The sequence below is a fragment of the Nostoc sp. UIC 10890 genome, from assembly GCF_054786515.1.
The window spans coordinates 5325146-5350971 of sequence record NZ_JBSGKF010000001.1; the positions used below are offsets into that span (position 1 = coordinate 5325146).

General features: G+C 40.2%; 28 protein-coding genes and 1 pseudogene. 14 read left to right on the forward strand and 15 right to left on the reverse strand.

Going from position 1 to position 25826, the window contains the following annotated elements:
• Positions 1-23: 23 nt before the first annotated feature.
• The 6 genes and pseudogenes from tkt (at position 24) to ACWATR_RS22145 (ending at position 4660) form a co-directional block, all read left to right on the forward strand.
• Positions 24-2036 carry a transketolase gene (gene tkt, locus ACWATR_RS22120; RefSeq protein WP_460337047.1) on the forward strand — a complete coding sequence of 671 codons (2013 nt, stop codon included), beginning with the start codon at positions 24-26 and terminating at the stop codon, positions 2034-2036.
• Between the two features lie 133 nt (positions 2037-2169).
• Positions 2170-2463, forward strand: coding sequence for a hypothetical protein (locus ACWATR_RS22125; RefSeq protein ID WP_181928704.1), 294 nt, complete (start codon positions 2170-2172; stop codon positions 2461-2463).
• Between the two features lie 5 nt (positions 2464-2468).
• Positions 2469-2879, forward strand: coding sequence for a PIN domain-containing protein (locus ACWATR_RS22130; protein ID WP_460337051.1), 411 nt, complete (start codon positions 2469-2471; stop codon positions 2877-2879).
• 61 nt (positions 2880-2940) lie between these two features.
• On the forward strand, positions 2941-3663 hold the full coding sequence (locus ACWATR_RS22135) for a leucine-rich repeat domain-containing protein (protein ID WP_460337054.1): 723 nt from the start codon (positions 2941-2943) through the stop codon (positions 3661-3663).
• Between the two features lie 18 nt (positions 3664-3681).
• Positions 3682-3930, forward strand: a pseudogene (locus tag ACWATR_RS22140) (hypothetical protein); the annotation flags it as partial.
• A 325-nt stretch (positions 3931-4255) separates the two neighbouring features.
• Positions 4256-4660 (forward strand): hypothetical protein, encoded by a 405-nt coding sequence (locus ACWATR_RS22145; protein WP_412979770.1) that lies wholly within the window; start codon positions 4256-4258, stop codon positions 4658-4660.
• 188 nt (positions 4661-4848) lie between these two features.
• On the opposite strand, the gene ACWATR_RS22150 is transcribed toward ACWATR_RS22145, so the two are convergent.
• Together ACWATR_RS22150 and ACWATR_RS22155 are read right to left on the reverse strand one after the other, a co-directional pair.
• Positions 4849-5040 carry a hypothetical protein gene (locus ACWATR_RS22150; RefSeq protein WP_181928708.1) on the reverse strand — a complete coding sequence of 64 codons (192 nt, stop codon included), beginning with the start codon at positions 5038-5040 and terminating at the stop codon, positions 4849-4851.
• A gap of 219 nt (positions 5041-5259) precedes the next feature.
• Positions 5260-5667, reverse strand: a complete 408-nt coding sequence (locus ACWATR_RS22155) for a hypothetical protein (protein ID WP_460337058.1) — start codon at positions 5665-5667, stop codon at positions 5260-5262.
• Positions 5668-5822: 155 nt separating this feature from the next.
• Here ACWATR_RS22155 and ACWATR_RS22160 point away from each other — a divergent pair, with 155 nt between their 5' ends.
• Entirely contained in the window at positions 5823-6956 is a 1134-nt protein-coding gene (locus ACWATR_RS22160; RefSeq protein WP_460337061.1) for an ISAs1 family transposase, read from the forward strand.
• Between the two features lie 196 nt (positions 6957-7152).
• Here ACWATR_RS22160 and ACWATR_RS22165 read toward each other — a convergent pair whose 3' ends face one another.
• Both ACWATR_RS22165 and ACWATR_RS22170 read right to left on the reverse strand, forming a co-directional pair.
• Positions 7153-8616 (reverse strand): hypothetical protein, encoded by a 1464-nt coding sequence (locus tag ACWATR_RS22165; protein WP_460337063.1) that lies wholly within the window; start codon positions 8614-8616, stop codon positions 7153-7155.
• A gap of 52 nt (positions 8617-8668) precedes the next feature.
• On the reverse strand, positions 8669-9280 hold the full coding sequence (locus ACWATR_RS22170; protein ID WP_460337066.1) for a DUF3318 domain-containing protein: 612 nt from the start codon (positions 9278-9280) through the stop codon (positions 8669-8671).
• A 231-nt stretch (positions 9281-9511) separates the two neighbouring features.
• On the opposite strand from ACWATR_RS22170, the gene ACWATR_RS22175 reads away from it, so the two are divergent.
• Positions 9512-9763, forward strand: a complete 252-nt coding sequence (locus ACWATR_RS22175) for a hypothetical protein (RefSeq protein WP_435024997.1) — start codon at positions 9512-9514, stop codon at positions 9761-9763.
• Positions 9764-9831: 68 nt separating this feature from the next.
• On the opposite strand, the gene ACWATR_RS22180 is transcribed toward ACWATR_RS22175, so the two are convergent.
• The 5 genes from ACWATR_RS22180 to ACWATR_RS22195 form a co-directional block, all read right to left on the reverse strand.
• On the reverse strand, positions 9832-11451 hold the full coding sequence (locus tag ACWATR_RS22180; protein ID WP_460337069.1) for an iron uptake porin: 1620 nt from the start codon (positions 11449-11451) through the stop codon (positions 9832-9834).
• Positions 11452-11667: 216 nt separating this feature from the next.
• Positions 11668-11724 (reverse strand): hypothetical protein, encoded by a 57-nt coding sequence (locus ACWATR_RS40420; protein ID WP_465249744.1) that lies wholly within the window; start codon positions 11722-11724, stop codon positions 11668-11670.
• Between the two features lie 521 nt (positions 11725-12245).
• Positions 12246-12914: a phosphate signaling complex protein PhoU gene (gene phoU, locus ACWATR_RS22185; RefSeq protein ID WP_460337072.1), complete on the reverse strand. Its 669-nt coding sequence runs from the start codon at positions 12912-12914 to the stop codon at positions 12246-12248.
• 28 nt (positions 12915-12942) lie between these two features.
• Complete coding sequence (locus ACWATR_RS22190; RefSeq protein ID WP_460337075.1) at positions 12943-14268, reverse strand: sensor histidine kinase; 1326 nt, start codon at positions 14266-14268, stop codon at positions 12943-12945.
• A 53-nt stretch (positions 14269-14321) separates the two neighbouring features.
• Positions 14322-15074: a winged helix-turn-helix domain-containing protein gene (locus ACWATR_RS22195; RefSeq protein WP_069070698.1), complete on the reverse strand. Its 753-nt coding sequence runs from the start codon at positions 15072-15074 to the stop codon at positions 14322-14324.
• A gap of 538 nt (positions 15075-15612) precedes the next feature.
• On the opposite strand from ACWATR_RS22195, the gene ACWATR_RS22200 reads away from it, so the two are divergent.
• Positions 15613-16596 (forward strand): hypothetical protein, encoded by a 984-nt coding sequence (locus ACWATR_RS22200; protein ID WP_460337079.1) that lies wholly within the window; start codon positions 15613-15615, stop codon positions 16594-16596.
• Between the two features lie 53 nt (positions 16597-16649).
• Entirely contained in the window at positions 16650-17729 is a 1080-nt protein-coding gene (locus tag ACWATR_RS22205) for a hypothetical protein (RefSeq protein ID WP_460337082.1), read from the forward strand.
• A gap of 67 nt (positions 17730-17796) precedes the next feature.
• Here the strand turns inward: ACWATR_RS22205 and ACWATR_RS22210 are convergent, their stop codons facing one another.
• A complete protein-coding gene (locus tag ACWATR_RS22210; RefSeq protein ID WP_460337085.1) occupies positions 17797-17922 on the reverse strand; it encodes a hypothetical protein in 126 nt (41 codons plus the stop codon).
• A 381-nt stretch (positions 17923-18303) separates the two neighbouring features.
• Positions 18304-18549, reverse strand: coding sequence for a hypothetical protein (locus ACWATR_RS22215; RefSeq protein ID WP_460337088.1), 246 nt, complete (start codon positions 18547-18549; stop codon positions 18304-18306).
• Positions 18550-18773: 224 nt separating this feature from the next.
• On the opposite strand from ACWATR_RS22215, the gene ACWATR_RS22220 reads away from it, so the two are divergent.
• The 4 genes from ACWATR_RS22220 to ACWATR_RS22235 all read left to right on the forward strand — a co-directional run bounded on the left by ACWATR_RS22220 (position 18774) and on the right by ACWATR_RS22235 (position 21871).
• Positions 18774-19406: a bifunctional 4-hydroxy-2-oxoglutarate aldolase/2-dehydro-3-deoxy-phosphogluconate aldolase gene (locus ACWATR_RS22220; protein WP_460337091.1), complete on the forward strand. Its 633-nt coding sequence runs from the start codon at positions 18774-18776 to the stop codon at positions 19404-19406.
• 113 nt (positions 19407-19519) lie between these two features.
• Positions 19520-20035, forward strand: coding sequence for a L,D-transpeptidase (locus ACWATR_RS22225; RefSeq protein ID WP_069070694.1), 516 nt, complete (start codon positions 19520-19522; stop codon positions 20033-20035).
• Positions 20036-20590: 555 nt separating this feature from the next.
• A complete protein-coding gene (locus ACWATR_RS22230; RefSeq protein ID WP_069070693.1) occupies positions 20591-21130 on the forward strand; it encodes a L,D-transpeptidase in 540 nt (179 codons plus the stop codon).
• Positions 21131-21307: 177 nt separating this feature from the next.
• Entirely contained in the window at positions 21308-21871 is a 564-nt protein-coding gene (locus tag ACWATR_RS22235) for a Uma2 family endonuclease (protein ID WP_460337096.1), read from the forward strand.
• 23 nt (positions 21872-21894) lie between these two features.
• Here the strand turns inward: ACWATR_RS22235 and ACWATR_RS22240 are convergent, their stop codons facing one another.
• The 4 genes from ACWATR_RS22240 to ACWATR_RS22255 form a co-directional block, all read right to left on the reverse strand.
• The gene (locus tag ACWATR_RS22240) at positions 21895-23493 is read right to left on the reverse strand and encodes an Hsp70 family protein (RefSeq protein ID WP_460337100.1); all 1599 of its coding nucleotides are present in this window, start codon (positions 23491-23493) and stop codon (positions 21895-21897) included.
• Between the two features lie 243 nt (positions 23494-23736).
• Positions 23737-24132 carry a hypothetical protein gene (locus ACWATR_RS22245; protein ID WP_460337103.1) on the reverse strand — a complete coding sequence of 132 codons (396 nt, stop codon included), beginning with the start codon at positions 24130-24132 and terminating at the stop codon, positions 23737-23739.
• A 44-nt stretch (positions 24133-24176) separates the two neighbouring features.
• Complete coding sequence (locus ACWATR_RS22250) at positions 24177-24863, reverse strand: hypothetical protein (RefSeq protein ID WP_460337106.1); 687 nt, start codon at positions 24861-24863, stop codon at positions 24177-24179.
• 183 nt (positions 24864-25046) lie between these two features.
• On the reverse strand, positions 25047-25826 hold the full coding sequence (locus ACWATR_RS22255) for a hypothetical protein (RefSeq protein WP_460337109.1): 780 nt from the start codon (positions 25824-25826) through the stop codon (positions 25047-25049).

Consider the following 25826-nt stretch of genomic DNA (forward strand, 5'->3'; position numbering starts at 1 on the left):
CCCGTCGTTAAAAACAAGAGATTATGGCTGTTGCAACCCAATCCCTCGAAGAACTTTGTATTAACTCGATCCGCTTCTTGGCTGTTGATGCCGTAGAAAAAGCAAAATCGGGACACCCAGGATTGCCAATGGGCGCGGCTCCAATGGCTTTTGTCCTCTGGGATCGCTTTATGAAGTTTAATCCCAAGAACCCCAAGTGGTTTAACCGCGATCGCTTTGTCTTGTCTGCCGGTCATGGTTCGATGTTGCAGTACGCCCTGCTTTACTTGACAGGTTACGATAGCGTCACCATTGAAGATATTAAGCAATTCCGGCAGTGGGGTTCTAAAACTCCTGGACACCCAGAAAACTTTGAAACCCCAGGTGTGGAAGTCACAACTGGCCCCTTGGGTCAAGGAATTGCCAATGGAGTTGGTTTAGCGATCGCCGAAGCACACCTTGCCGCTAAATATAATAAACCCGATACCAAGATTGTTGACCATTACACCTACGTAATTTTAGGTGACGGTTGCAACATGGAAGGAATTTCCGGTGAAGCTGCTTCTTTCGCGGGGCACTTGGGATTAGGCAAACTCATCGCTTTGTACGACGACAACCACATTTCCATCGACGGTTCCACAGATGTGGCATTCACCGAAGATGTTTCCAAGCGCTTTGAAGCTTATGGTTGGCATGTTCTCCATGTCAAAGATGGCAATACGGATTTAGAAGCGATCGCCAAAGCAATTGAAGAAGCTAAAGCTGTCACCGATAAACCATCAATGATTAAGGTGACAACCACCATTGGCTACGGTTCACCCAATAAACAAAACACTGCTGGCGTTCACGGCGCTGCTTTGGGTGCAGACGAAATTGCTTTGACTCGTAAACAATTGAATTGGGAACACGAGCCTTTCGTTATACCCGAAGACGCTCTCAACCACACACGCAAAGCAGTTGAACGCGGCGCAGGTTACGAAACCGAATGGAACAAGACCTTTGCCGACTACAAAGCTAAGTATCCCCAAGAAGCGGCTGAATTTGAACGTTATGTAAGCAGCAAACTACCTGATGGTTGGGATAAAGTACTACCCACCTACACCCCCGAAGATAAAGGATTACCCACCCGTAAACACTCAGAAACTTGCCTCAACAAATTAGCGGCAGTTTTACCTGAATTGATTGGTGGTTCGGCTGACTTAACCCACTCGAACTTGACCGAAATCAAGGGCAAAGGCGACTTCCAAAAAGGAGAATACCAAAACCCCAACATCCACTTTGGTGTGCGGGAACATGGTATGGGCGCAATCTGTAATGGTATAGCACTGCATGGTTCGGGATTAATTCCCTACGGTGCTACCTTCTTGATCTTCACAGATTATATGCGTGCTGCCATCCGCTTATCCGCCCTTTCTCAAGCTGGTGTGATTTGGGTGATGACTCACGATTCCATTGGACAAGGTGAAGATGGCCCCACGCACCAACCCATTGAAACTCTCGCTTCCTTACGAGCCATTCCTAACTTAACGGTATTCCGTCCCGCAGATGGTAACGAAACCTCTGGCGCTTATAAAGTAGCGATCGAGAAGGCGAAGGAAAACGCTCCATCTCTGTTGGCGTTCACCCGTCAAAATGTTCCCAACTTGGCAGGTACGTCAATTGAGGGCGTAGCGAAGGGTGGATACACCGTGGTGGATAGCCAAGGTACACCCGATATCATCCTGATTGGTACTGGTTCAGAATTGAGCCTCGCCGTCACCGCAGCCGAAAAACTCACAGCCGAAGGTAAGAAAGTCCGTGTCGTCTCACTACCTTCATGGGAACTGTTTGAAGCACAGGATGCGGCTTATAAAGAGTCAGTTCTGCCGAAAGCTGTCACCAAGCGTTTGTCTGTAGAGGCTGCTAGCAGTTTCGGTTGGCACAAATATGTCGGTACTGAAGGCGATTGCGTTAGTATCGATCGCTTTGGTGCTTCGGCTCCAGGTGGTGTTTGTTTAGAGAAGTTTGGCTTTAGCGTTGATAATGTGTTAGCTAAGGCTAAACAATTGTTGGGTTAATAGCAACAGAATATTCTCAAAATTTTGTGAGGTGGGCTGAAAGGCCCGCTTTTTTTTAACGCAAAGGAACGCAGAGGTTCGCTGAGTAAAATTGTTTATAATTAAGATAATTATTTGATAAATGGAGGGAATTATGCCAGAAGTTGCTAATTATCATCAAGAAGTGAGTAATCGCATATCACCAATCGTTGAAAAGCTAATTAAAGGTAATAGCTTATATCAAGTTAAGTTAAACCAACAGGAAATGATAGAAATGTTAGTAGAACTTTTTGGGCAGTTATCACCAGAGGAAATCAGAGCTATAACCGAGCATGAACTGACACGCAGAATTGATAAGATTCTTGTCTTAGAAGCGGTTTCTGGTACGTTAAATGATTTGACCCCAGAGCAAAACAAAATGTACGATGATGCAGTAAAGCGAAAATAGACAAAGTGGCTTATTTATTAGATACAAATATTGTTAGTTACATTTTGAGGAGAAATGCAACTGTTAGTAGGAAACTACGGGATGCTAATCGTTCAGGACAAGAAGTTTTTATCAGTTGTATAACTTATTATGAAGTTAAAAGAGGGCTTTTGTATGTAAATGCTACGAGGCAAATAGCAGAATTTAATCAGTTTTATAGAAAATATGAAGTTTTATTCTTGGATGATATAGAAATTATTGAGAGAGCATGTGAAATTCATGTGGATTTACAACGTAGGGGTTTGAAGATACAAGAACAAGATATATTGATTGCGGCTACAGCGATCGCACGCGGATTAATTCTGGTTTCTAATGATTCTGACTTGCTGCGAGTTGAAGGACTAAGCTTGGAGAATTGGCTATCAACAGATTCTTAGAAATAAGAGCTTCGGTAAGTAGATTTTAAGCTAAGTATTAATGATTATTTACTGAACTATTATGACTTATTTTGACAGTGCATATACTCTAGAAGAACTTGAAAAATTTATTAATCATCGACCTAGATTAACAAAACTTCATATTTACGATTGCCGCGATGTGGAATATTTACCTGATAGCATTGGCAATTTCACAAGTCTAAGGGAACTAAAGATTTGTGATTGCTATTCGCTCAAACAAATACCAGACAGCATAGGAAAGTTGACAAATCTTGAAAAACTACGAATAGGAGGTTGTTATGGAGGTTTTTTTAAATTAAAAAAACTTCCTGATAGTATTGGACAGCTTAAAGCTTTAACACATCTTACCATTAGCGAAGCAGGAATAGAATCATTACTTGAGACAATTGGTAATCTTGATAACCTGGAATATTTAGAAATTACCATGAATTACCCATTACATCAGTTACCTGATACAATCGGTAATTTGAAAAACCTAAAGAATCTTTCTCTTGAATATGGTCACTTCACATCTTTGCCAGAATGTATTGGTGAATTAAAAAGTCTTGAATTCTTAAATATCAGAGGAAATATTTTAAGAGATTTACCAGAAAGCATTGGCAATTTACAAAATCTTCGATATATAGATGCTCGTGACAATATGTTAGAGTCTTTGCCAGATAGTATTTGCGATTTGAAATTACTGGAGGATATCGACATAAATAATAATCCCAAGTGGAATTGGAATTATATCCCAAAACATATCCTAAAACTATTGGAGTAGAATCGCCGATACTCTGTCAATGAACGCGGACATTATCTTATTGAACCGATGGGTATAGAATTGGGAATTTGGCAAGGCCGCTATCAAAATCTAGAGTTACCCTGGTTGCACTGGTGGAATAATTAAGGTGATTTGCTACAAGAAGGATAGGAGTGATCGCAGCAAACAGAAGCGCGATCGCAACGCTTGGCTGCTAAACTAAGAGAATTAAATATTAACCTCGACCAGTTAGTTTCGTTATTTTGGCAACTATCTTTAGATAGATAGGGTAAACAGTACGCAATCAATCATCAGAAATCGCTTGCTAGTACTGAAAAAATAAAACTTTCATATCTAAAAATCTATATTGCATCTTTAGTTGATTTTGTCAATGTGTAATCTCTAGTATCGTCTAATAAATCAGCAAGGCCTTCTCAGGACTTAATTTATATTCATGCTTTCAGTGGATGCAGTTATGTCTTTATAAATGCGATTATATATATGTCCTCAAACAATAAATAGTTGCTGTTGTCCAAATGAAAAAATATGATTTTCTCTGACTCCAGTAACTTCGGTTTTATCCAATTGTTTGATGTTTTGAGAAGGTAACACAATGAATAATATCCTAAAGCGCACACTTCTACCCAGCCTCATGGCTGCAAGTTTAGCTGGTGTAACTATAATTCCCGCTAAACCAGCTGCTGCTGATGATCAAGTATTAAGAGATGCAGGTATTGGGGCTGTTACCAATGTAGTCACCGGAGCAGTTAGGGGAAATGGTAGTGTATTAAACAATGCTGTTAAAGGTGGTGTCACTGGTGCAGCTGTCAATGGTGCAAATGGTCTGAGAAACACTCGCAATCGCCGTAACCGGAACGTTGTTCAAGATGTCGGAGTCGGTGCAGGCGCTAGCGCAGTAACTGGTGTAATTACTGGCGATAGCAAAGATACATTAGGCAATGCTGTTGATGGTGCAGCCGTAGGTGCAGCAATCCATCTATTAACCAATGGCAAATAATTAATCAATTCATCAGCCGAAATATTTTCCAACGGTTAACGAAATTATCCCTCCCTAATTCCTCTCGTTCCTAAAAGGAGCAAACCCAGCCTCTCTTCCCTACTAGGGAAGGGAGGTTGGTGAGTTAGATTTATTTGAGATATATACCACCGTCAAGATTCAGATGACCTTAGACTTAATAGTAAACTCTAGCCCTTCAGTGCCTTTCTAAAGTTTCGACGATAGGATTGATTTGTAATAAACAAAGCTGGCCATAGCAAAGATAAACCAATACGATTGGTCAAAGTTGGATTAAAATTTGTCCGCCCAAACCCATTCCAAAACTTCCAAACGCCGCCTCCGTAAACCACTAACAAGGCAAAAATAATCAAGTTACCCATTATTCCTATCAACTCCGTTAGTAACTGACAGAATTTAAGTTAAGTTTTACCACACTAGGTAAGCACTTTATAACCTAACACCGAGAAGGTATCACTAAACTCCTCACTCTCGGACATCTAAGTTAGTTAAACACACATTCTCTTATTACAGTGTAGATTAGCCTCACGCATAGCAGCTAGTTATCAGCGCTGGCAAGCTAGCTAAAGAATGTAAAAGCGTTATTTTTGGGGTGTTTGGGCGACACATTTTGCTTGTATAACAATTAAGCCATTAGTTTCTAAGACAGAACAACGCTTTAAAATGGCTAAGAAAGCAGGATTAGTTCCTTGCTGTAGCTTTAATGAAATATCTTTTGCTATCGATTGCCACTGGATAAACCAAGGATTTATGGTGATATATTCAGGTGTAAATGCTGATTCATCCAGTACAAAAAAGTCTACCCCATATTTCTGAATAAAGTTTTGTGCTTCTGCTAAATTATCGCTGTATTGAGCACGAATCAGATCAGTCCCTCGTTCAGTAATCTGGTTATCATAACCCACATGATAAGGAGCAGAGTTAGGGCGAACGCATCTAAATATTAAAGATAGATAATCAAGATTAACTTCCCCAACACTAGACCACACAGGACTTTCAGATAATTAGGTATAAAGCTGAATAAGAATGATAATCGTTGTAGAGGCGTGAATTTGTGGCAGCCGTCGGCTGCCAAGCAATATAGGTTCGTTTTTGTAGTAAATTCATTGTTTGCATTAAACAACAAGAACCAGATTATAGTTGAATGAAGCTTAAACCCAAAATTACGATTGCTGACCATTTTGGTGTAATAGAAGATCCACGCATAGATCGTACTAAACGACACAAGTTAATCGATATCATGACCATTGCCGTATGCGCGGTGATTTGTGGGGCAGATGGATGGGTGGGAATCGAGACTTATGGTTGTGCGAAGTATGACTGGTTAAAAAGATTTTTAGAACTCCCGAATGGCATTCCGTCACACGATACTTTTGCGCGAGTATTCGCACGAATAAATCCTCAACAATTTCAGTCCTGTTTTGTAGATTGGATGAAATCAATACATCAGATAACTTCAGGAGAAGTAATTGCAATTGATGGTAAAACATTACGTGGTTCCTATAATGAAAGTAGTGAGCAAAGTGCAATCCAAATAGTGAGTGCATGGGCAACTACAAATAGATTAGTGTTAGGACAAGTGAAAGTAGATGAAAAATCGAATGAAATTACAGCAATCCCAGAGTTGTTAAAAGTATTAGATATATCTGGATGTATTGTGACAATCGATGCAATGGGTTGCCAAAAAGAAATTGTGAAGTTAATTACGCAGTCAAATGCAGATTATGTAATTACGTTAAAAAAGAATCAAGGAAATCTTTATGATGAGGTTGAAGAACTCTTCCATTCAGGAATAGTTACAGGTTTTGAGGGGATTGAACATAGCACATATAAAACAGATGAAATAGGGCATGGTCGTCGTGAAATCCGCCATTATGTGATGTTATCTCAAATCCAGTCTCGGCTTAACCCAAATTCAGTTTGGTCAAACTTTAATAGTGTTGGAATGGTAGAATCCGTTCGTTCGTTAAATGGTGAAACAACGGTTGAAACCCATTATTTTATCAGTAGCCTTGAATCAAATGCTAAACAATTTGGTAATTCTATTCGCAGTCATTGGGGAATTGAGAACTCACTACATTGGATATTAGATGTTGCTTTAAGAGAAGATGACTGTCGGATTAGAAAAAATAATGCTCCACAGAATTTTGCAATTCTTAGACATATTGCAGTCAATCTTTTAGGTCAAGAGAAGCGTGTCAAACGTGGAATAAAAAATAAACAGTTTCTCGCTGGGCTAGATAACAATTATTTAGCAAGAGTTTTAGCATTAGCATAAACTCATATATCAGAAATTAAATTTGAATATTTAGGAAGAGTTTTACTTTTCCTCTAGATGAACATAGCTTTATAAACTCGAATCTTGAGTTATTTTAGTATCAATAAATAATTATTTAGCATCAGATAAGCTAAATCATACTTTTTCGAGACAATTCATTTATTTTATTCATAACCTTATCGATTTTTGCAATTATCTATGTCATTTTGAAATCTCTCTTAAATTTTATTAGTAAATAAGGTGCGTTTCCCCTAGGAGCAGAGTATTCCCAGCCGATCAAGATAGACCTTTTAGAAAACGTAGGGACATTATCTATATTTTCTGACAAAGAGGCAATGAGAATGTCTTTAGGTTGTTTCTGAAAAAACTCATAAATTAGTGGGTTTTTTTCTACCCGGTAGAGGCTAGTTGGGAAATTTTTCAACAAACATGGATAAAAGAAAAGTAAAATTCCTAATAAACTTGTAAATCCTAACACTAATATCTGTCGCCTAGATGAATACTCTCGATGCTGCTTTGCCCATTGAAAAACTGCATCTAAAATTGCCACTATTACTATACCTGTGGCAATAATCACTATAAATTTTAGAGTATACCTTGTGTATCGGGCTGGAGAATAAAGTTTATAAAGTAGTAAATGAGCAAGCCCAAACATTACCACAGATGCCAGAGCAATGTGAGGTAAAACTTTGACCTTATCAGTAACTTGCTTAGTTAACGGAAAATGTTGAGGATAGTGGAGGATAATAGGTAAAAATAATCCAATTATGTTTAATGGATGTTCCAAAACATTTGGAATTAGGCCACTGTGCTGATTCAGCAACCAAAACCAAATTAGATCATCACTGAAAAAAGGGATTCTTCCTGTTTCTGCAAGTCCTGGTAATTCTCTGGCTGCAACTCCTGCAATACTAGGCCCAAATTTAGAGTAACTTAAGGCGTAAGGCAACATAAATATTAGACAAGTTACCAATCCAGTAACGGAAAATAGGTAATTACGGCGATTATTAGATAGCTGAGGTAGCTTTTCTTTCCAATGCCAAAGCCTTAATATTAAAATTCCGGCGATGATTAACAAAAACGGTGGATAAAACAATCCTACTAATGCGATCGCACCCAAACATGGTAGTAGAGATTGCCGTAATAAATAGTATAAAAACGCTATAAAAAATACAAAAATAAATGATCTAGGCGACGCAGAAACTAAATCGTCCCTCATGGAGAGGTTTTGAGCCAGTAAGAATGTACTGATAAACCCTGCTGTGGGCACTGGAAATATTTGCATACATAATGGAAACCAATAACAAATACTAAGTATTTTTAATAAAACTGGCAATAATTTACTAAATAAGAGTGGCTCAATACCCAGCATTGCTACTATTTTATAAAGATGAGAAAATCCCACTGGGGTTACTGATTCAAAATAGTCGGCGATTAAGTCATTTGGTAGTATGTCTGGCTCTAAAAATCGCTGCATCCAAAAAACATATACTCGCGCATCATCTTGCACTGCATATTTGTTACTGAACGCTTGCTGTAGTTCTAATAAACTATAGAATATGGCAAAGATTAGGCTTAAACCAAACCAAAATCTCATCTTAAACTTAGATGTATTGGCTTCAGTCGCCGTCAAAAACTTATGCAAGCTTGTTATCTGCATTTATATAAAGCCTTCTCAGTTTAAAGGTGCTACAAATGATCAGCACTGACGTTTATTTTTCCTTGTTATAACTTTCTGGCATACCCACTGGTGATAAACCTGCGATCGCTCGTAAGTTTTGGCAACGAATCAACTCAGTAAAATTTAAGCTGGAACGCCCTTCAATTTTGGCTACCGCTTCAATGGCAGATAATAGGTGCTGCGCTGCTTCTGCTTCTGAATAACCGCGCCGCTGTGCTATTTGAATTGCTGCTGCATCGGCATTTAACTCTGACTCTGGAGATTTATTAGTGCGCCAGATCCGCAAAGCCGCGATCGCACTTAATCCCCCAGCGACACCTACACCCACCAAATCTGACTGCGCTGCTTCCAAGCATCCACTCAACAGCCCCGCCAGCACCACACCTTGATAAATGTCGGGTTTAAACCACTTCACCCCCGTCAACCAGCTAACCATCTGCAACAACAGCAAATCTCGTTGTGGCTTTGTCAAGCGACGCCACAAATCGAAATTAATATATATCGGTCGCGCTTGATTCCAGGGTTGGGGAAAAGAGGCATCAATCACTTTTGCCTGCTCCGGCTTACTAACAAGTTTTGTCGTCATCCGACCAGAAGCAGGCATCACATCTAACAAACGGCGAATTTCAACATTTGGCTCCATAAATTTAATTATTAGTCATAATGTGCATAGTAACTAGATGTGTAAAAAATAAATTTTTCGTGTTAACCTTTGATTTGTGAGATGCTCTCGCAGTCTTGAATAGATTCAGATCAAGCCTAAGAATATTGATTAAGCAGTTTGATAGTGTGGCGGGATTTTATAGTATTCGTTTGCCGCCAAATTCAAAACCTCAAAGTTTTGAATCACCATTGAGACTACACTTTTAACGACATGGATGCTTTTGTTCCTATCCCGCCTGAATGGACGAATAAAGCAACACACGCTTACGAGTTTTGCTGTCCTAACTGCCACTCCAGTAGCCTGGAAGCTGAAAAAGTTTGGCTAAATCGGCGATCGCCTGTACTTACAGAAGACCGTCGTCGCAAATGGCAAGAGTTTTATTACTGTCACTGTGGTTCTGTGTGGTGGGCTTGGAGTAGCGATCGCCCCCCTCAAGATATTACGACGGTTCCCATAGATTGAAAAATCTAAACAAAACCCCACCTTGAGGTGGGGTTTTGTTGATCTAATTCTGAGCGTTATTTCCCATTTTAGAAGGAGAAAGTGGTACGCAGAGTACCTACATAGATGGTATCATTAGCATCGTTGTGATCAGGGTTGAAGATCACCAACAAGCCAGGGGTAACGGCAATATTATCGGTTAAAGGCAAGCGATAAAGAGCTTCTGCATGATAAGAAGTGCTCGAATCTTCAACCCCAAAATTAGTGTCGGTCACTTTGGGTGATTGGCCAAAAATCAAACCAAGCAAGCTACCTTCTCTACCAAGGTCTTTAACACCAAGGGTAGCAGCCCAGTAGAAGACATCTGTACTCTGTCCTGCTTGAACACCATTTTTAGCTTCTATATCGCTGAAGCCTGCCCAACCGCCAATAGTGAACTTAGAACTGGGTTTAAAGTTAGCTTGTACACCGTAATGGTTGGATTCAGTCCGAGCATCAAATGTATTATTAGCTAGGATACTGCCAGTATCACCAAACAGGTCTGGAGCATCTCCTACGCCACCATCTTGATAACTGCGAGCGTAGGTCAAACCAATATTGAAAGCTTTGTTTGGTTGGAAAGTTAATTGACCAAAGATGGTGCTATCACCATTGAACAACCCGTTACTACCAGCAGGGTTTTGAGCATTTGGAGCTAAATAAGCACCACTCAAGCTGATAGCACCTTTAGGATTGAACGTAACAGTTAAACCACTACCACCAGCACCTTGGCGATAGATGGGGCTGAAACGTCCATAGCGAGAGATAGCGCCCCTACCAGAACTAGCAAAGTCAGGGTTGAAGTTATTAACGTTTTCGTATAACTCAGCGCCAGTGGCATCAACTTTTACACGTATTGCTTCACCAAAGTTAAAAGCGTAGTTAACTTTATCGATTTCAACACTGTTGCCAGTATCTTCTTCAAAACCCAAGCGGGTCATGAAAGTACCAGTTTGTCCACTATTATTGACGATATTCCCAGAATTCAACCGGATTTGCAGTTGGTCTGTACCAGTGAAACTGCTATACAAGTTCAAACGAACACGGTTAGCGAAAGTGGTGTTGCTTTCTAAATCAGGGTTATTGCCAGAGTCAGCGTCTTGATCAGCCGCTGTGTCACCAAAAGCCTGAGTCACATTAAAAATTGCTTCCCCAACCAACTTGGTAGTAGTGGAGAATTGATTGGCTTCCAACTCAGAAGTGCGGGCTTCTAGAGCATCCACACGACCACGCAGGGTTGCTAGTTCAGCAGAAAATTCTTCTTGTAAGCGCTGTAAGGTAGCTAGGTCTTGTTTGCTGACCAAATCGGCAGTAGCTGTAGCAATCAGCTCGTTAACCCGGTCTAAACAGGCGTTCAAACCTGCGGCAAATTCATAACGGGTCAAAGCACGGTTACCACGATAGGTACTGTTGGGATAACCTGCAATACAGCCGTAACGCTCAACTAGGGATTGTAAAGCTTGGAATGCCCAATCTGTGGGCTGCACATCCGAAAATTGCGAAACTGATGTTACCTGGCTCATGTTGTTAGACTCTTGAGCTTCAGATAACTGGGCAACATTTGTTAACTGCTCGTTGACTTCAGCTGCTAATGCACTATTCGCTGCGAAAAATGTAGCAGCGACAACAACCGGACTAATCTTGAAAAGATTCCAGAATCGTTTTGTCATGTTTTTCCTTTCACTCACACCTACACAAATCCAGTGATTATAAAATGCTTATAACACTTTATTTTCGGGGATTTTACTCACAATCACAGTGATGATTATACATTTAACTTGTGATTATTACAAGTAAGTTAGTTAGCATATTGCCGAACTATATTTTTTAATTAATTTATTTGGTAAGCGCAACAATCTGCGACGTTTGTGACGTAAGACTCTTCTTCATTGCTCCAACTGTTGTAGGAGCAGGGTAACTGTTACTTGCTTGGTATTTAACACTTCAGCAATATTTTGATGGCTAACATTTAAATCAATTAGCTTGCCATTATCTACATACGTCTATATTTTTGACTTAAGTACAACAAAAACTGCCAGTAGCTACATAATTATCAGGTAATCTTGCTATTTCCAATGATTAAGAAACTCCAATTGTTTGTATCAAAATTTACTTATACATCTAAAAATCTATTATTCTCAATCAGAGCTAGGGACTAACTGGAAATCTTCTGACGGCAATAACTTCTGTTTTAAAGTATCTATTCGGTGAGATAGACGCGGAATTTTCTAGTTGTTTATTGGTTACTTTAATTGTGTAAGTTTAAGAAGAGGTAAGCTTTTTGTAAAATATTCAGTTAACTTATTTTTATTTGGTCTTTTCTGAAGACTAAGTAAGTATGTCGGCGCAAATAATTAGAAGAGACTTCCCGCAGGGTAACCCAACATTTGTTGTGGTTTGTTGGGTTACCCTGCGGGACGCTACGCAAAAGTTCAAGGTAGGAAAAAGTTAGATGAACTATCAATTAAGAGCGTTGACCGGTGACAATATATGCTACCCTTTGGCCGATATTAGTGGCATGATCTGCCATGCGTTCCAAACAACGAATTGCCAGTGCTAACAGTACAATTGGCTCGACCACACCAGGCACATCCCGTTGTTGTGCTAAAGTCTGATAAACGCGATCGTAGGCATCGTCTACAGTATCATCTAGGTGCTTTAAACGGCGTCCGCTGGCTTCATCAAAATCTCCCAAAGCCTTCAAGCTAGTTGCTAGCATCGCCTGTGCGTGAAGGGACATAGCTTCAATGTCTGGCAAAGATGTATGAGGCTCATAAGGAAAAATTTTAATCGCAATCTCAGCTAAATCCTCAGCATAATCGCCAATGCGCTCTAAGTCTCGCACCAACTGCATAAAGGCACTTAAGCAGCGCAAATCCGGAGCCGTAGGCGCTTGCAGCGTCATAATCGCTGTACAGTCTGATTCGATTTGACGATAAAAGCGATCAATTTTTTTATCTAATCGAGGAAGTTCTTCAGCTGCTGTTAAGTTACGAGCAAATAACGCTTGGTGGCTGAGGCGAAATGATTGTTCTACCAAAGCACCCATACGTAATACATCCCGTTCTAAGCGCCTAATGGCGCGTGCGAGTTGGGGTCTTTGAGGATTGGGACTGTAATGGACAGCTTTCACACTTGTTGTCTCAAAGGTGAAGATATTATTAACTATAGTCTTGGCTTAAGGAGTTTGCCATAACTTCAGGAAATTGGAGTTGCATCCACGCACCCCCAGTTTCGGGATGGTTCATTGCTTTGATTGAACCACCGTGGGCAATTAGAATTTGCTCAACGATCGCTAAACCTAAACCATTGCCAACGATCGCTCCTATGGAGTTACTATCTTGGGGAGAGTGGGTTCGCGCTTTATCTCCTCGATAAAATCGCTCAAAAACGTGGGGTAAATCTGCCTCAGAAAACCCAACTCCAGAATCAATAAGATTTATTTCCAAGATTGGGGAAGCAGCATCGCCCTCATTGTTATTCGTTGATCGGATTTTTGCTTGGACTTGAATGCTTGTACCAGGAAGACTGTACTTAATGCTGTTGTCTAGCAAGTTGAGAAAAACTTGGTAAATACGGGCTTGATCTGCCTTAATCCAAAGATTTTCTGGGCCAGAATAAGAAAAAGACAGATGTTGGCGCCCTGCCAAGGGTTCTAGTGTTTCCCAAACAGATGCAATGAGCGATCGCAATTCTACAACTTTGGTTTGCAATTGCATCGTTGGGTTTGCTTCCATTTGAGTGAGGTCTAGCCAGCTTTGCACTAAATTAATTAGCCGATCAACTTCCTGCATCAAGCGGTTAACCCAACGATTTAAAGGTGGTTCCAAGCGGGTTTGTAAAGTTTCCGCAACCAAGCGAATCGAAGTCAGTGGCGTTCTGAGTTCGTGTGCTAGATCAGAAAAAGAGCGATCGCGTACTTGATTTATATCCAATAGGGGTTGACGATTTTCTAAAAACACTCCCACTTGTCCATTGGGTAAAGGCAAGCTAGATGCCCGTAAAGCCAAAGATTTTCTTGTTGCCATCTCTGCCGCATCATCACAAGATGGGTGAAATATCCATTCTCCCGTCTGTGGTTTTTGCCAATCACGAGTTTGCTCAATTAAATGGTCAAGTTCGTAAGATCGTACCAACTCCAGTAACAAGCGCACCTGTTCTGGTTGCCACCTTTGCAGATACAAAATTTCCTGCGCCTGTCGATTACACCACAGCAGTTGATTTTCCTCATCTACCTGCAAATATCCCACTGGTGCAAAATCTAGCAGGTCTTGGTAAGTTTGCAACGACTGCTGCAAATCTTGCCGTTGCTGCTTCACCATTGCTATTTCCTGCCGCAACCCAGGAATCAGCAGCAGTCCCATCTTATAAGAATGGGGGGTTAACGGTCGGATTAAGCGCCCCAGGTAGCGGTTAAGTTGAACCTGTTGCCAAATCCAAAACCCAATGCCTACCGCTAAACCCAGAAAAAATCCCAATAAAAGCATTTGAGTTGTTAGTTTTTTGGTGACTACTAAAAACTAACAACTATCCCAACTAATTATCCAAACCTATAGCCAAAACCTCTTACAGTCACAATATATTCGGGATGACTGGGATCTTGCTCTAATTTTTCGCGCAACCAGCGAATGTGAACGTCTACGGTTTTACTATCGCCGACGAAATCTGGCCCCCAAACCTGATCGAGCAATTGTTCCCGTGACCATACCCGCCGGGCGTAACTCATAAACAATTCCAGCAGGCGGAACTCCTTGGGGGAAAGACTCACCTCTTGACCACGAACCAGCACTCGGCATTCTTGGGGATTCAAAGTGACATCCTTGAATTTTAATACTGGTAGTTGTGGTAAATTACTTAGGCGTTGGCGGCGGAGTAAAGCGCGACAACGAGCCACTAACTCGCGCATACTAAATGGTTTAGTCAGGTAGTCATCTGCTCCCACCTCTAATCCCAGAACCCGGTCAGTTTCACTACCCTTAGCACTGAGCATTAAAATAGGTACTGGGTTGCCTTGATGACGCAGCAAACGGCAAATATCTAGCCCATTGATTTGCGGCAGCATCAAATCAAGAATGACCAGATCAAAGGGCGGTTCCCCAGAATTGGTTTCAAAACTTTTGAGATACTCTATAGCAGACCGCCCATCCGGAGCAGTTATCACCCCATAACCTTCTTCTTCCAGAGCTACAGCTAGCATTTCCTGGATTAATTCTTCATCTTCTACTACTAGAATACGGCTGGTTTGCCCAATGTCCGTTCTAGCAGAATATTTGGTCGATTCAGTGGTATACATTGATATCACAAAAGTCTGGGACTGTGCTTGTATCAATTAGGATGATGAGTCTATTATCTCGCCTAACTGTAACCGCGCTTCTACTAGGGTTAATTCTTTTAGATTTTCTTTACAAAGAGTAACATACACCACAACGGACTCATAAAGTATCAAACAGTGTGGCTGCAAGCTTGTAATAGTCTTTTAATTAGGGACTTTGCATTTTCAAATTCCTAAATAGCCTCGATTCTGTCCTAAAAATAGGGAAAACATTTTCTGACGGAATTGCACGAATGGTTGTCTTGACAAGAGCAGATTAAGTTAGGTATATTTATTTTAGTACAAAAGTACTACAAATTGAAGGAAAAATATACCTAAAAAACATAAGGATATATATGTGGAAAATTCGTACACCATCTCAGTATCCTATGTTGATCATTTCAGTATTTCCACCGCGTTAAAAATGTTGATTTAAAAGCTACCCTGATGTCTGCATAGGGTAGTCCTTGGTATGGCTTGCTACCCAATAAATCATTTGCCTATTGAAGGGAGTTGGAAGATGACTACAGTTGGAGTCAAGGACAGCAAACAACAACTAATGCAAGCATTTCAACAAATTATTATCCAAAGAAAAAAGCTGGAATCTAAAATAGCAACCAAGCAAGAGGAAGCAGAAAAGGCAAAAAGTCAAGAAATACTGCAAGCGGCTTCTGCATATACCGTTGATAGTATTGTCAAAGGTTTAGCTGATTTACAATTGGAGTTTGGCAGTATTCTCAACGCATTATCTGAAAAACTAGCTCAGGAAAATTCCAAGTTAGATGAATTGAACCGAGCTATAGAAATTGAAACTCAACGCCTACAAGAGCTTCAACAAATCAGAGTTGTAGCAGATACTCTAGACGTTTTAAGTCAAGAACACCAAGAAAAATTAAAAATTCTTGAACAAGATACTATCAGCAAAAGGGAAGCACTAGAAAAAGAAATTACAAGCAGGCGGAAAGAATGGCAAAAAGAGCAAGCAGAGTATGAGGAAAAGCTCCAACAATATAACGATTTATTAGCCAAAGATCGCCAGCAAGAACAAGAAGAATCTCAGTATAAGTTAGAAACTACTCGTAAACTAAATACAGACAGCTACGAAGCAATAAAGCGCCAACAACAAAGAGAAATACAAGAAAATTCTCAAAAGAAAGATAAAGATTGGGCAGAACGAGAAAAGATATTTGCTGAACGACAACCACTCTTTGCAGACTATGAACAAAAGGTAAGTACATTTCCTAATGAACTAGAAGAAGCCGTTAAGAAAGCTAGAGAAGAAGCAATTAAAGAAACAAGCCAAAAAGCTAAAATTGAGGCTGATTTATTTGAGAAGGAATGGGAATCTAACAAACAGAGTTATGAACAGAAAATTCAATCTCTGGAAGAAACAATTAAGAAACAGTCTGAGCAAATAGAAGGCATTTCTGCTCAATTGCAAACTGCACTAAAACAAGCACAAGACTTAGCTATGAGGGCTTTTGGTAGTTCTAATCCTAAATAGTTTTGAGTCTGTAGCATCTTAACCATTTTTAATTCCTGAAGAGGAGGTTTGTTGTGGTGGTAAAAAAACCGACTGATAAGAATACTAAAGTAGAAATTCTTCAGGCGTATGAGGAGTTAGCTAAAGAGAAAGCAGCGCTGAAATCAGAACTCGATCAAGTTGCCAAAGAAAACCAATCTGGAACTAAAGAACAGCCTAAATTAGAGCAAAAAACACCTATGAATCAGCTTTCTAGTGTCCAACAAAAGATGAACAATACAATTGAAAGCTTGGCGAAGATTCAATTAGGTTTTGGCAGTGCTGCTAATGAGTTATCAGAACAGCTAACCACAAAAGCCTCTAAATTGGAAGAAATCAGGCGAACTTTAGAAGAAGAAATTCAACAATTAACACAGTTGCACAATTTAGAAGTTTCTGATGATATCTTGGATACTCTCATCCAAGCCTATGAAGATAATACTAAAGCTTATCAGGAAGAATATAGCCAGCGTTCTGAAGTATTATTTCAAGAAATATTAGAGCAAAGGAATACTTGGGGAAAAGAACAAGAGGAACAGCAAAGGGCGATAAAAGAACGGAATGAAAACTTGCATAAAACTCGACAACGTGATGCGTCAGAGTACAAGTATAATTTAGAACTCCAGCGGCAACGAGAAAGTGACGAATACGAACAAGAGCAGAAAGCACTATATAAGCAACTGGAAGAATTATTACAAGAAACGGAAAAACAGTGGGCTGAACGGGAGAAAGCAATTTCTGAGAGAGAGAAACAATTTGAAGAGTTAAAAGCCAAGGTAGAGGCTTTTCCGAAAGATAAAGAAGCAGCTATAAAAAAAGCTACAGAAGAAGGCAAAGGCATCGCCCACTACCAAGCTAAAGTAAAATCTGATTTATATTCTAAAGAAGTGGAAGGGCAAAAGCGTTTCTATGAACAAAGACTACAATCTCTAGAACAAACTATTACGAATCAAGAGACGCGGATTCAAAATCTTTCTAAACAACTTGAATCGGCTCTCAAACAAGTTCAGGATTTGGCAGTTAAAGCTATTGAAGGTACTTCAAATGTTAATTCATATCAGGCAATCAAAGAAATAGCTTTGGAACAGGCAAAGACTCAAGCAAAAAATAAATAAGCTGATTTATTTTTGATGTTTCTTGTAGAGACTTAATTTAAGTCTCTACAAGAAAATATAAAGTTTTTTATTCGGTTTTCTTTGGTTTTTTGATATCTGGGGGAGGTTGTACTTTCTTCTTCTTCTTCTTTGTTGTTGTGCTAGCTTGTGTTTGCTTGAATGCTTTATTGGAATTTTGTTCTTGACTAGACATAATACTAAATTTTAAAATTTACTACAGTATTATCTACATCACGGGTATTGTTGATTACAGAAATATATCACATAAAATTTATGTTTCACTAAAAAAGTGGTTCTATCCCTCCCTTTACGTAAAAAGAATAAATAAGATGAATCAAACTGTAGAAATGTGTTGAATACAAACACCTAAAATTCTTAGAATGTAAAGTTTTTTAACATTGTAAATTATGTGCGATCGCTAAATCGCAGTTCTAGCTAGCGAACAAACAAAACTTATTGACAATAATGGCAATAAGCTCAGTATCTTTGGGTTTAAACGCTTTGATCGCCCCCCATAGATGATAAAAAGCGTGAAACGCTTATCAAAATTGAGTTTTGACTGTTTGATAAAAATTCAGGATTTGACTCGATAGCTGAAAAATTGCAACAGTCTGCGGTAAGACCAATGCATACTTAAGAAAATCAGACTCACCAGGGTCAGCAGCATAACACCTAGAATCGTTCCATACGCCTTAGTGTGCCACCAAAATCTATTTGCACCTAGTCGCACAAGCTTCCACAGGTTGCCTATATCCACACTTTCGGAATCGTGAATGGTGATTGGTAAGGATGCTGCTATGTTTTGTTGTGCAATTGTCATTTTAATTACTCCTTTGAGATCCAAACGCTAAGGCATTTGATATTAAAATACGGTAAGTCGATAGACTTGATGTTATATCTCTAATATCTCATAGCTTGATGCAAGAAGCAAGTTTTAAGGGGATTGGGCATTGGGTACTAGGATTGAAAATTAGGTATTTACTAGAGTGAAAATTATTCTCTAGTTCCCAGTTCCTAGTCCCTAGCCCATAGTCTCCAGTAAAAATGCCTAATCAAGTTTGGTTATCACAATTGCAAAAACACCGAGCGATCGCAGTCATCCGCGCCCCTAAAATCGAATTGGGACAGCAAATGGCAATGGCTGTAGCATTTGGGGGAATGCAGCTAATTGAGATTACCTGGAATAGCGATCGCGCTGGGGAATTAATCAGTCAATTACGTTCGGAATTACCAGCCTGTATCATTGGCACTGGTACACTATTCAACGTGCAGCAGTTACAAGAAGCGATCGCATCAGGGGCACAATTCCTCTTTACACCCCACGTTGATCCAGCAATGATTCAAGCAGCGGTAGAAAAAAATGTGCCTATTATACCAGGAGCGCTGACTCCCACAGAAATTGTTACCGCCTGGAGTCAGGGTGCTAGTTGTGTAAAAGTGTTTCCCGTGCAAGCATTAGGAGGGGCTGAGTATATCAAAAGTTTGCAAGGGCCGCTGAGTCAGATTCCCTTAATTCCTACTGGCGGCGTCACACTTGAAAATGCTAAAGAATTTTTACAAGCTGGAGCGATCGCTGTAGGTTTGAGCGGTGAATTATTTCCTCAGAAGCTTGTCACAGAGCGAAATTGGGAAGCGATCGCATTTGGGGCAAAAAACCTAATGCGACAGTTAGGTTAACTTAGAATCAAATCATCAAAACTTAACGTCTATTAAAGTAATAGATAGGGAAATAAAAGTGAAAGCTGATAAGTTTCTCAAGACTTCATGATTTGAGTGTGAGTGTATCTAAAATGAAAAAACTGATTTATTCTGACTGGGTGCGTCGCTTACAAATACTCCTCACGGGTACAGCATTGTCCTTAAGTGTTTTTACTACTACTGGAACGAGTGAAGTTTGGGCGAATTCCAAAAATCAAGTGATTGCACAAAAAATCCAGACATTACAACAATCGGATCGGCGCTGGATTCAAATTAATCTTTCAAAGCAACGATTAATAGCTTGGCAAGGTGACAAAGTTGTTTATGGAAGTGCTATTTCCTCTGGTAAAAAATCCACTCCTACTCTTGTTGGTACTTTTAATATTCAATCCAAGTTCAAAACTACGCGGATGCGGGGAAGGGGTTACGATGTTGCCAACGTTCCTCATGCGATGTTTTATCAAGGTAATTACGGTATTCACGGAGCTTATTGGCATAAGAGATTTGGAACTCCAGTAAGCCACGGGTGTGTAAATCTTGCACCTAAACATGCTAAATGGCTATTTGAGTGGGCATCAGTAGGGACACCAGTAGTTATCCATAAATAGTAAGTGAAGCAGCCAGAAGGCAATTGAAGTACAACTAGAAATAACAACAAATCAAGATAATTTAAGTGATTCCCAGCATAAAATCTTGCTGGGAATCTTCGGAGTCGGAATTACTGAAGTTGAAATAAAATATAGAAGAGGGTATTCAACAATTTACCCAAAAAATAAGCGTAAATCCTGACAATTACTGTGTGAAATTACAAATGCAAATATGAATTCGGGGAAAGTTTGCATTTAGGTATTGGTCATTAGTCATTGGTCATTGGTCATTAGTCATTAGTCATTGGTCATTGGTCATTAGTCATTGGTCATTAGTCATTGGTCATTAGTTAGGACTCATCATTTATCAAGGACAAATGACAAAGGACAAGTGACAAATGACTAATGACTAATGACCAAATTGGACGCAGATTAGCTTGGGAATTGTCTTAAGAAGCATTAGCGGATGAATTGCGTAAATCCTCCACAGAAAGGAGTAATAACTCTGGAAATTTGTAGTTTTCCAGACAATTACTTCACTTCATAATTTTTGCGTAGTTTAGAAGGTGAGGCATAATGCAATCTTGGATTCGCAGTGGTAAGATTCGTTCCTCAGGGAATTTTTGTACAGGCGTGGCGCTGATGGTGGCAACTCTATTTTCTTGGTCATCACCTTTAGCAGGTACACCCAACTTGACTACAGCAACAGCTGCGCCAGTGAATGAAAACAGCATCACTGCATCTAATATCAGGCAAACATCCCAACCTCGCTGGATTGAAATTGACTTGTCAGAGCAACGCTTACGTGCATGGGAAGGTAATAAACTTGTTTATTCATACCGCATTTCTGGAGGTAAGCGATCGACCCCTACACCCATAGGTAAATTTCGGATTAATTCTAAGTATCGCACTCACCGGATGCGAGGCAGGGGCTATAATATTCCTGACGTTCCTTACACAATGTATTTCTACAGAGGCTACGCCATCCACGGCGCTTACTGGCATAATCGTTTTGGGACTCCAGTTAGCCACGGTTGTGTAAATTTACCTGTTCAGCAAGCTCGCAATCTTTACAACTGGGCTAGGAATGGAACTTTAGTAGTGGTGCGGAAATAATTCGTAATTCGTAATTCGTAATTCGTAATTAAGAGTTTTAATAACGAATTATCGTGAAGATGAATTAATCATTGTGGCAATTCTTACCTGTCCATATATCCAGGTAAGAATTGCCAAGTGTGACGCACTCTACATCACTGCTAGACTAAAAACACATCTTCGAGGGATTTAGGAGCTATGAGCTACTCAACTACTCAACTACTTACCCTGGAGGAGTTTCTGAAGCTCCCAGAAACAAAGCCCGCGAGTGAATATATTAATGGTGAGATTATCCAAAAGCCAATGCCGAAAGGGAAGCATAGTCGATTGCAGCTAAGACTCTGCAATAGCATTAACGAAGTAGCAGAAAGCCAAAAAATTGCTTATGCATTCCCAGAGTTGCGCTGTAGCTTTGGTATCCGCTCAATTGTGCCTGATGTAGCGGTTTTTAAATGGTCACGAATTCCATTTGATGCTGATGGGGAAGTTCCCAACGATTTTTTGCTGTGGCCAGATTGGACAATTGAAATCCTCTCCCCAGAACAGAGTTCAAACCGAGTAATTGGCAACATCCTTTATTGCTTACAGCATGGTTGCCGACTAGGGTGGTTAATTGATCCAACAGATCGCTCAATTTTGGTTTTCCGTCCGGGCCAACAACCAGAGTTAATCCAGGGAGAAGATTTTTTGCCTGTATTACCAGAAATTGAACTTGCACTAACCGTCAATCAAGTTTTTGGATGGTTAAAGATGGATAGCTAACAATAACTTGTTGTACATTACATCTAGCTCAACTGTGCCACAAGTTGATTCTCCAAAAGTGTGTCATTTGTTAACAAGTCTTCAACGGTGATTCGCAAAAAGCGTTGTTCATCAACTTGAAAGAGGATTTTGATGCGATCGCTTCCAGGATATCCGGCTGGTGTCAATTGGGCAATTGTCCTCGCGCCTTCTTGATCGTTGAGGGGTTTGACGCTGGTTTCATTACTGTCCAGACGGCGAGTAATTAAGCGATCGCCATCAAAATAAACTTCAGTACTACCCGTATCTGCTCCCAATTCTCCCATAATTAACTCAATACTGGGCTGATTTTCTACAGAAGCGCCTAAGACTAATTCCACTGGCTGAGTCATTGGATATGCTTGTCCAGCTTTAATTAAAGAATGCCATTTGTGACGCTGGTTGCGACGATCCCAGTAGCGGATACCATAACTATGGTAGAGAAAGTCTTTGATTTGTATCCCTTGGGCTAACTGTAATGCACCTTGAGCGATCGCTTCAAAGGGACGTTCGCAACGGATTTTTTCTGGCTCAAAATACTGTTTAATCCATGTCTGCACTGCCGGCAATTGCACAGTTCCACCAACTAACAAAACTGCATTAATATCTGGAAGTTCTATCCCTTGGCGTCTTGCTTGTTGCAACAGTGTCGTCATCGACTCATCTAGTAACTCAAAAAATGCGTGTTCTTTGAGAATATCTTCAAAAGTATCGCGGTTTAATTCTAGTTCATAGCTTTCAAATGTCTCATCATCAAAATAAACTTCACTCGCTTGATTTTGAGTTGATAGCTGAATTTTTACTCGTTCTGCCAATCTTGTTGTCAACGGACTTACCGCCAACTCTTGAGTTTTGGCAAAGTAATCTACTAACCAATTATCGATATCAGTACCGCCCAGATTTTGCCCAGCTTTCGCCAGTACACGGGCAGTTTTAACTTTTTGTTTTGAATCTTCAGCTAAGGACTTATTACCCCACTTGAGGATAAATCCCAACGGCTTAGTGGTTGCTTGCACGCCTTTATCCAACCGCACAAGGGACAAATCTAAAGTACCGCCACCAAAGTCAATCACCAAGAGAATTTCTTGATCTGCCAAGCCATAACCCAAGGCGGCGGCTGTTGGTTCATCCAGCATTCGCACTTGTTCGACGGGGAGGGATTGACAAACTTTCCCCAACCAGTGACGATAAGCTTCAAAACTGTCTACGGGTACAGTTAACACGAGAGAATCTAAGCCACCTTCCAGAGGCGCTAGTTGTTCAATTACTTGAGTCAGGAACCATTGTCCGACTTGTTCAAAGGTGACAATTTGCCCATCTAATTCGGGTAAAAAACCTTGGATATCTGCACCAATACCGCGTTTGAAGCTGCGGAAAAATCGCGTTTCGCCCTTGAGGTCAAAACCGCGATCGCGTACTTGTTGCCCGACTAAGACTTGATTTTGGGTTGCGTCTTCAACATAAACCAAGCTGGGAATCAGTGGCGGATTGAGACTTTGTTTAATTGATAAACCTGGTAGAGTCAGGGTTTCTGGCTGCTGGGTGACAGGGTTCCAACGAGCAATGACTGTGTTGCTAGTACCAAAATCTATTGCGATCGCCATATTTTATATTTATTCTCTCGCACGAAGATGCCAAAGCTGCTTTCTTTGTGATTATTCTCTATAAGCTACCAAGAATGCAATGCGCCCAGACGCTTGCTTCTTTGCATCCCAACCCAGATATCGATTCAGTCTGTTGCAGCTAACACTTCGTTGCATAAAAAGTCTCAATTTTCAACAGTATAAGCTACTAACTAATGCTTCCGTTCAGTGCAGCGAAGTGTTAGCTGTCGTCTGATGTCAAAACTAGTTTAGTCTGGCTTGTTTTGAAATCCGTCTAGTTATTTCAATTTCTTGCTTGATTTTATCTGCTTCGTCTTGAGATTCCTCTGCTAGTTCTTCAAGATTATTAGCTATTGACAATACCTCACGTGCTAACTGTTTCGTTTGTGCTGATTTCTGATCATATTTTTGAGATACTTCTGTAATTTCAGAAAAAATATCTTTGTATTCTTCCGGCGGATTTTCCAACCACTTCTCAAACTCGCCTTGTGGTTTTTGAAGAATAGCAAGAGTTTTTTCCCAGGAGGTTTTAAGACGCATATCTAACGTCTTAATCTCCTGATTTTTTGCCTTGAGTTGTTTGGTATTGTTTACTCCAGCTAATTCGTAGACTTTAGCTTTTAGCTCTTGAAGTTTCATGATTACTATCGAGCGTCCCAAATTTAGATCATTTTGTCGATCACTTATTTTAATTTCTGAGCCAGTCTTTCATTCTCTTCACGAAGACGCTGACTCTCTTGAACTAATGTAGCAATTTGCTGTTTCTGCTGTTCAATTAAAGCTCTTGCTTCATCTCTTTGCTGCTTATACCGTTTGGTATGGGCAACTCTTCCACCTAAACTCTTATTATTTTGAGCTAATTCCTGTCTTCGCTTCTCAACTTCATTGTATTTCTTTTTAAGCTGCTCCAGTTCTTTAACCAATTCCACCTGAGCTTTACTCTTTTCAGCTTCAGATCGGAAGGCTTCATTTTCCGCTTTTAACGAGGCAATCCGTGCTTCTAATCTTTTAATTTCTTTATCTTTGCCAAACAGTTTCTCTTGTAATACTTTGATCAAACCCAGAAGCTTGGATTTTTGTTGCTCTTGTTCATTACAAGCTGCTTCAAGCTCATTAGCGCGATCGCGGAGACGGCCAGCCCGATTCTGTAGAACTTTAGCTGTACATTCATACTTAATAATAGCAATAACTCTGCTACGCTCTGGTTCATCGAGTTGTTGAACTTCAGGGCTACGCCAAAGATCATCGTAGTTGGTACAATCATGGCGTAGATCCTGGGTTTTGACGTGTCCAGGCGCCGCAATTAAATCAGAGTTTTTCAGCCGAACTCGGTCATGCCAGTAGTCAAACAATGCCTTGCTGTCGTCCATGATTGTGCGATCGCTTGTAAAGTATTTATTTATCCTTAAAGATAGAGTAACTGGAAGTTGATATGTAGCCTTATTTACTTAGAACTACTTTAAGAAATCTTCATTTTGTTACATCATCTGCTATTTTTGCCATGATTTAGACGGGATTTGATAAATGCTTACCCTGCAATTGAACTAAGAATTCTATTTTTGGGGGACGAGTTTAGGCAATACCTGCTCAAGGATTCGTTTTTGACCATTAGGGGTGAGAGCAACTTCATCTTCTGCAACGGGTCGAATATCTTTACTTTTGATTAGCCTAGATATAGCAACATTAACGTTTTTAGGGTTCTGGCTGACAGCATGTTCACGTAGTTCAGCCCGACTCAAGCGATTATTGGCTGCATGATATAGCAGCAAAAGCACTTCATCCGTTGCATAAATATCCCTTGCCAGAACTAGAGGTTTTCCATCCAATTCATGAATTACTGAATGTTCTAGTTGAACAATTTGGGCAATGGTTTCTGCAACAACCTTTCGATCTCGATTCCAAACTAGGCGGAGAAATTCTGCAAAAATCCATTTGCTTGCATGAAGCACCAGCATTGAATCCATATAGTTTGCGGTGTACTCGGTTGATATGTGAACAGCACCGCGATCGGAGCGAAATCCATATACAACCTCGATCACTTTAGTCAAATGATAACGATCCTTCGATCCAAGTTGATGAGGAATATTTTTGTTTAATAAATCCTCACGAATTTTACCAGGTAATTTTCGATGATCAATCTTTCCGGTATCCATTTGAAGCAAGCAACGCGAAATTGCTTCACAAAATCGCCCACCGTCTAGTTCTGTTGGTTGCCAGTCGCCAGCTAGAAATCGTTGCTGCATTTCGACGTAGCATTCAACCACTGCATGGGCAAAGTGAGAGTCAATAATTGTTGAAAGTTCTTGAATTAATTGCTGAGATGTCCTTCTCAT

Coding starts and splice junctions, on each gene's coding strand:
- tkt (WP_460337047.1), top strand. CDS start 24: ATGGCTGTTGCAACCCAATCCCTCGAAGAACTTTGTATTAACTCGATC.
- ACWATR_RS22125 (WP_181928704.1), top strand. CDS start 2,170: ATGCCAGAAGTTGCTAATTATCATCAAGAAGTGAGTAATCGCATATCA.
- ACWATR_RS22135 (WP_460337054.1), top strand. CDS start 2,941: ATGACTTATTTTGACAGTGCATATACTCTAGAAGAACTTGAAAAATTT.
- ACWATR_RS22145 (WP_412979770.1), top strand. CDS start 4,256: ATGAATAATATCCTAAAGCGCACACTTCTACCCAGCCTCATGGCTGCA.
- ACWATR_RS22150 (WP_181928708.1), bottom strand. CDS start 5,040: ATGGGTAACTTGATTATTTTTGCCTTGTTAGTGGTTTACGGAGGCGGC.
- ACWATR_RS22160 (WP_460337061.1), top strand. CDS start 5,823: ATGAAGCTTAAACCCAAAATTACGATTGCTGACCATTTTGGTGTAATA.
- ACWATR_RS22165 (WP_460337063.1), bottom strand. CDS start 8,616: ATGCAGATAACAAGCTTGCATAAGTTTTTGACGGCGACTGAAGCCAAT.
- ACWATR_RS22170 (WP_460337066.1), bottom strand. CDS start 9,280: ATGGAGCCAAATGTTGAAATTCGCCGTTTGTTAGATGTGATGCCTGCT.
- ACWATR_RS22175 (WP_435024997.1), top strand. CDS start 9,512: ATGGATGCTTTTGTTCCTATCCCGCCTGAATGGACGAATAAAGCAACA.
- ACWATR_RS22180 (WP_460337069.1), bottom strand. CDS start 11,451: ATGACAAAACGATTCTGGAATCTTTTCAAGATTAGTCCGGTTGTTGTC.
- ACWATR_RS22190 (WP_460337075.1), bottom strand. CDS start 14,268: ATGCTTTTATTGGGATTTTTTCTGGGTTTAGCGGTAGGCATTGGGTTT.
- ACWATR_RS22195 (WP_069070698.1), bottom strand. CDS start 15,074: ATGTATACCACTGAATCGACCAAATATTCTGCTAGAACGGACATTGGG.
- ACWATR_RS22200 (WP_460337079.1), top strand. CDS start 15,613: ATGACTACAGTTGGAGTCAAGGACAGCAAACAACAACTAATGCAAGCA.
- ACWATR_RS22210 (WP_460337085.1), bottom strand. CDS start 17,922: ATGTCTAGTCAAGAACAAAATTCCAATAAAGCATTCAAGCAAACACAA.
- ACWATR_RS22215 (WP_460337088.1), bottom strand. CDS start 18,549: ATGACAATTGCACAACAAAACATAGCAGCATCCTTACCAATCACCATT.
- ACWATR_RS22220 (WP_460337091.1), top strand. CDS start 18,774: ATGCCTAATCAAGTTTGGTTATCACAATTGCAAAAACACCGAGCGATC.
- ACWATR_RS22225 (WP_069070694.1), top strand. CDS start 19,520: ATGAAAAAACTGATTTATTCTGACTGGGTGCGTCGCTTACAAATACTC.
- ACWATR_RS22230 (WP_069070693.1), top strand. CDS start 20,591: ATGCAATCTTGGATTCGCAGTGGTAAGATTCGTTCCTCAGGGAATTTT.
- ACWATR_RS22235 (WP_460337096.1), top strand. CDS start 21,308: ATGAGCTACTCAACTACTCAACTACTTACCCTGGAGGAGTTTCTGAAG.
- ACWATR_RS22240 (WP_460337100.1), bottom strand. CDS start 23,493: ATGGCGATCGCAATAGATTTTGGTACTAGCAACACAGTCATTGCTCGT.
- ACWATR_RS22245 (WP_460337103.1), bottom strand. CDS start 24,132: ATGAAACTTCAAGAGCTAAAAGCTAAAGTCTACGAATTAGCTGGAGTA.
- ACWATR_RS22250 (WP_460337106.1), bottom strand. CDS start 24,863: ATGGACGACAGCAAGGCATTGTTTGACTACTGGCATGACCGAGTTCGG.
- ACWATR_RS22255 (WP_460337109.1), bottom strand. CDS start 25,826: ATGAGAAGGACATCTCAGCAATTAATTCAAGAACTTTCAACAATTATT.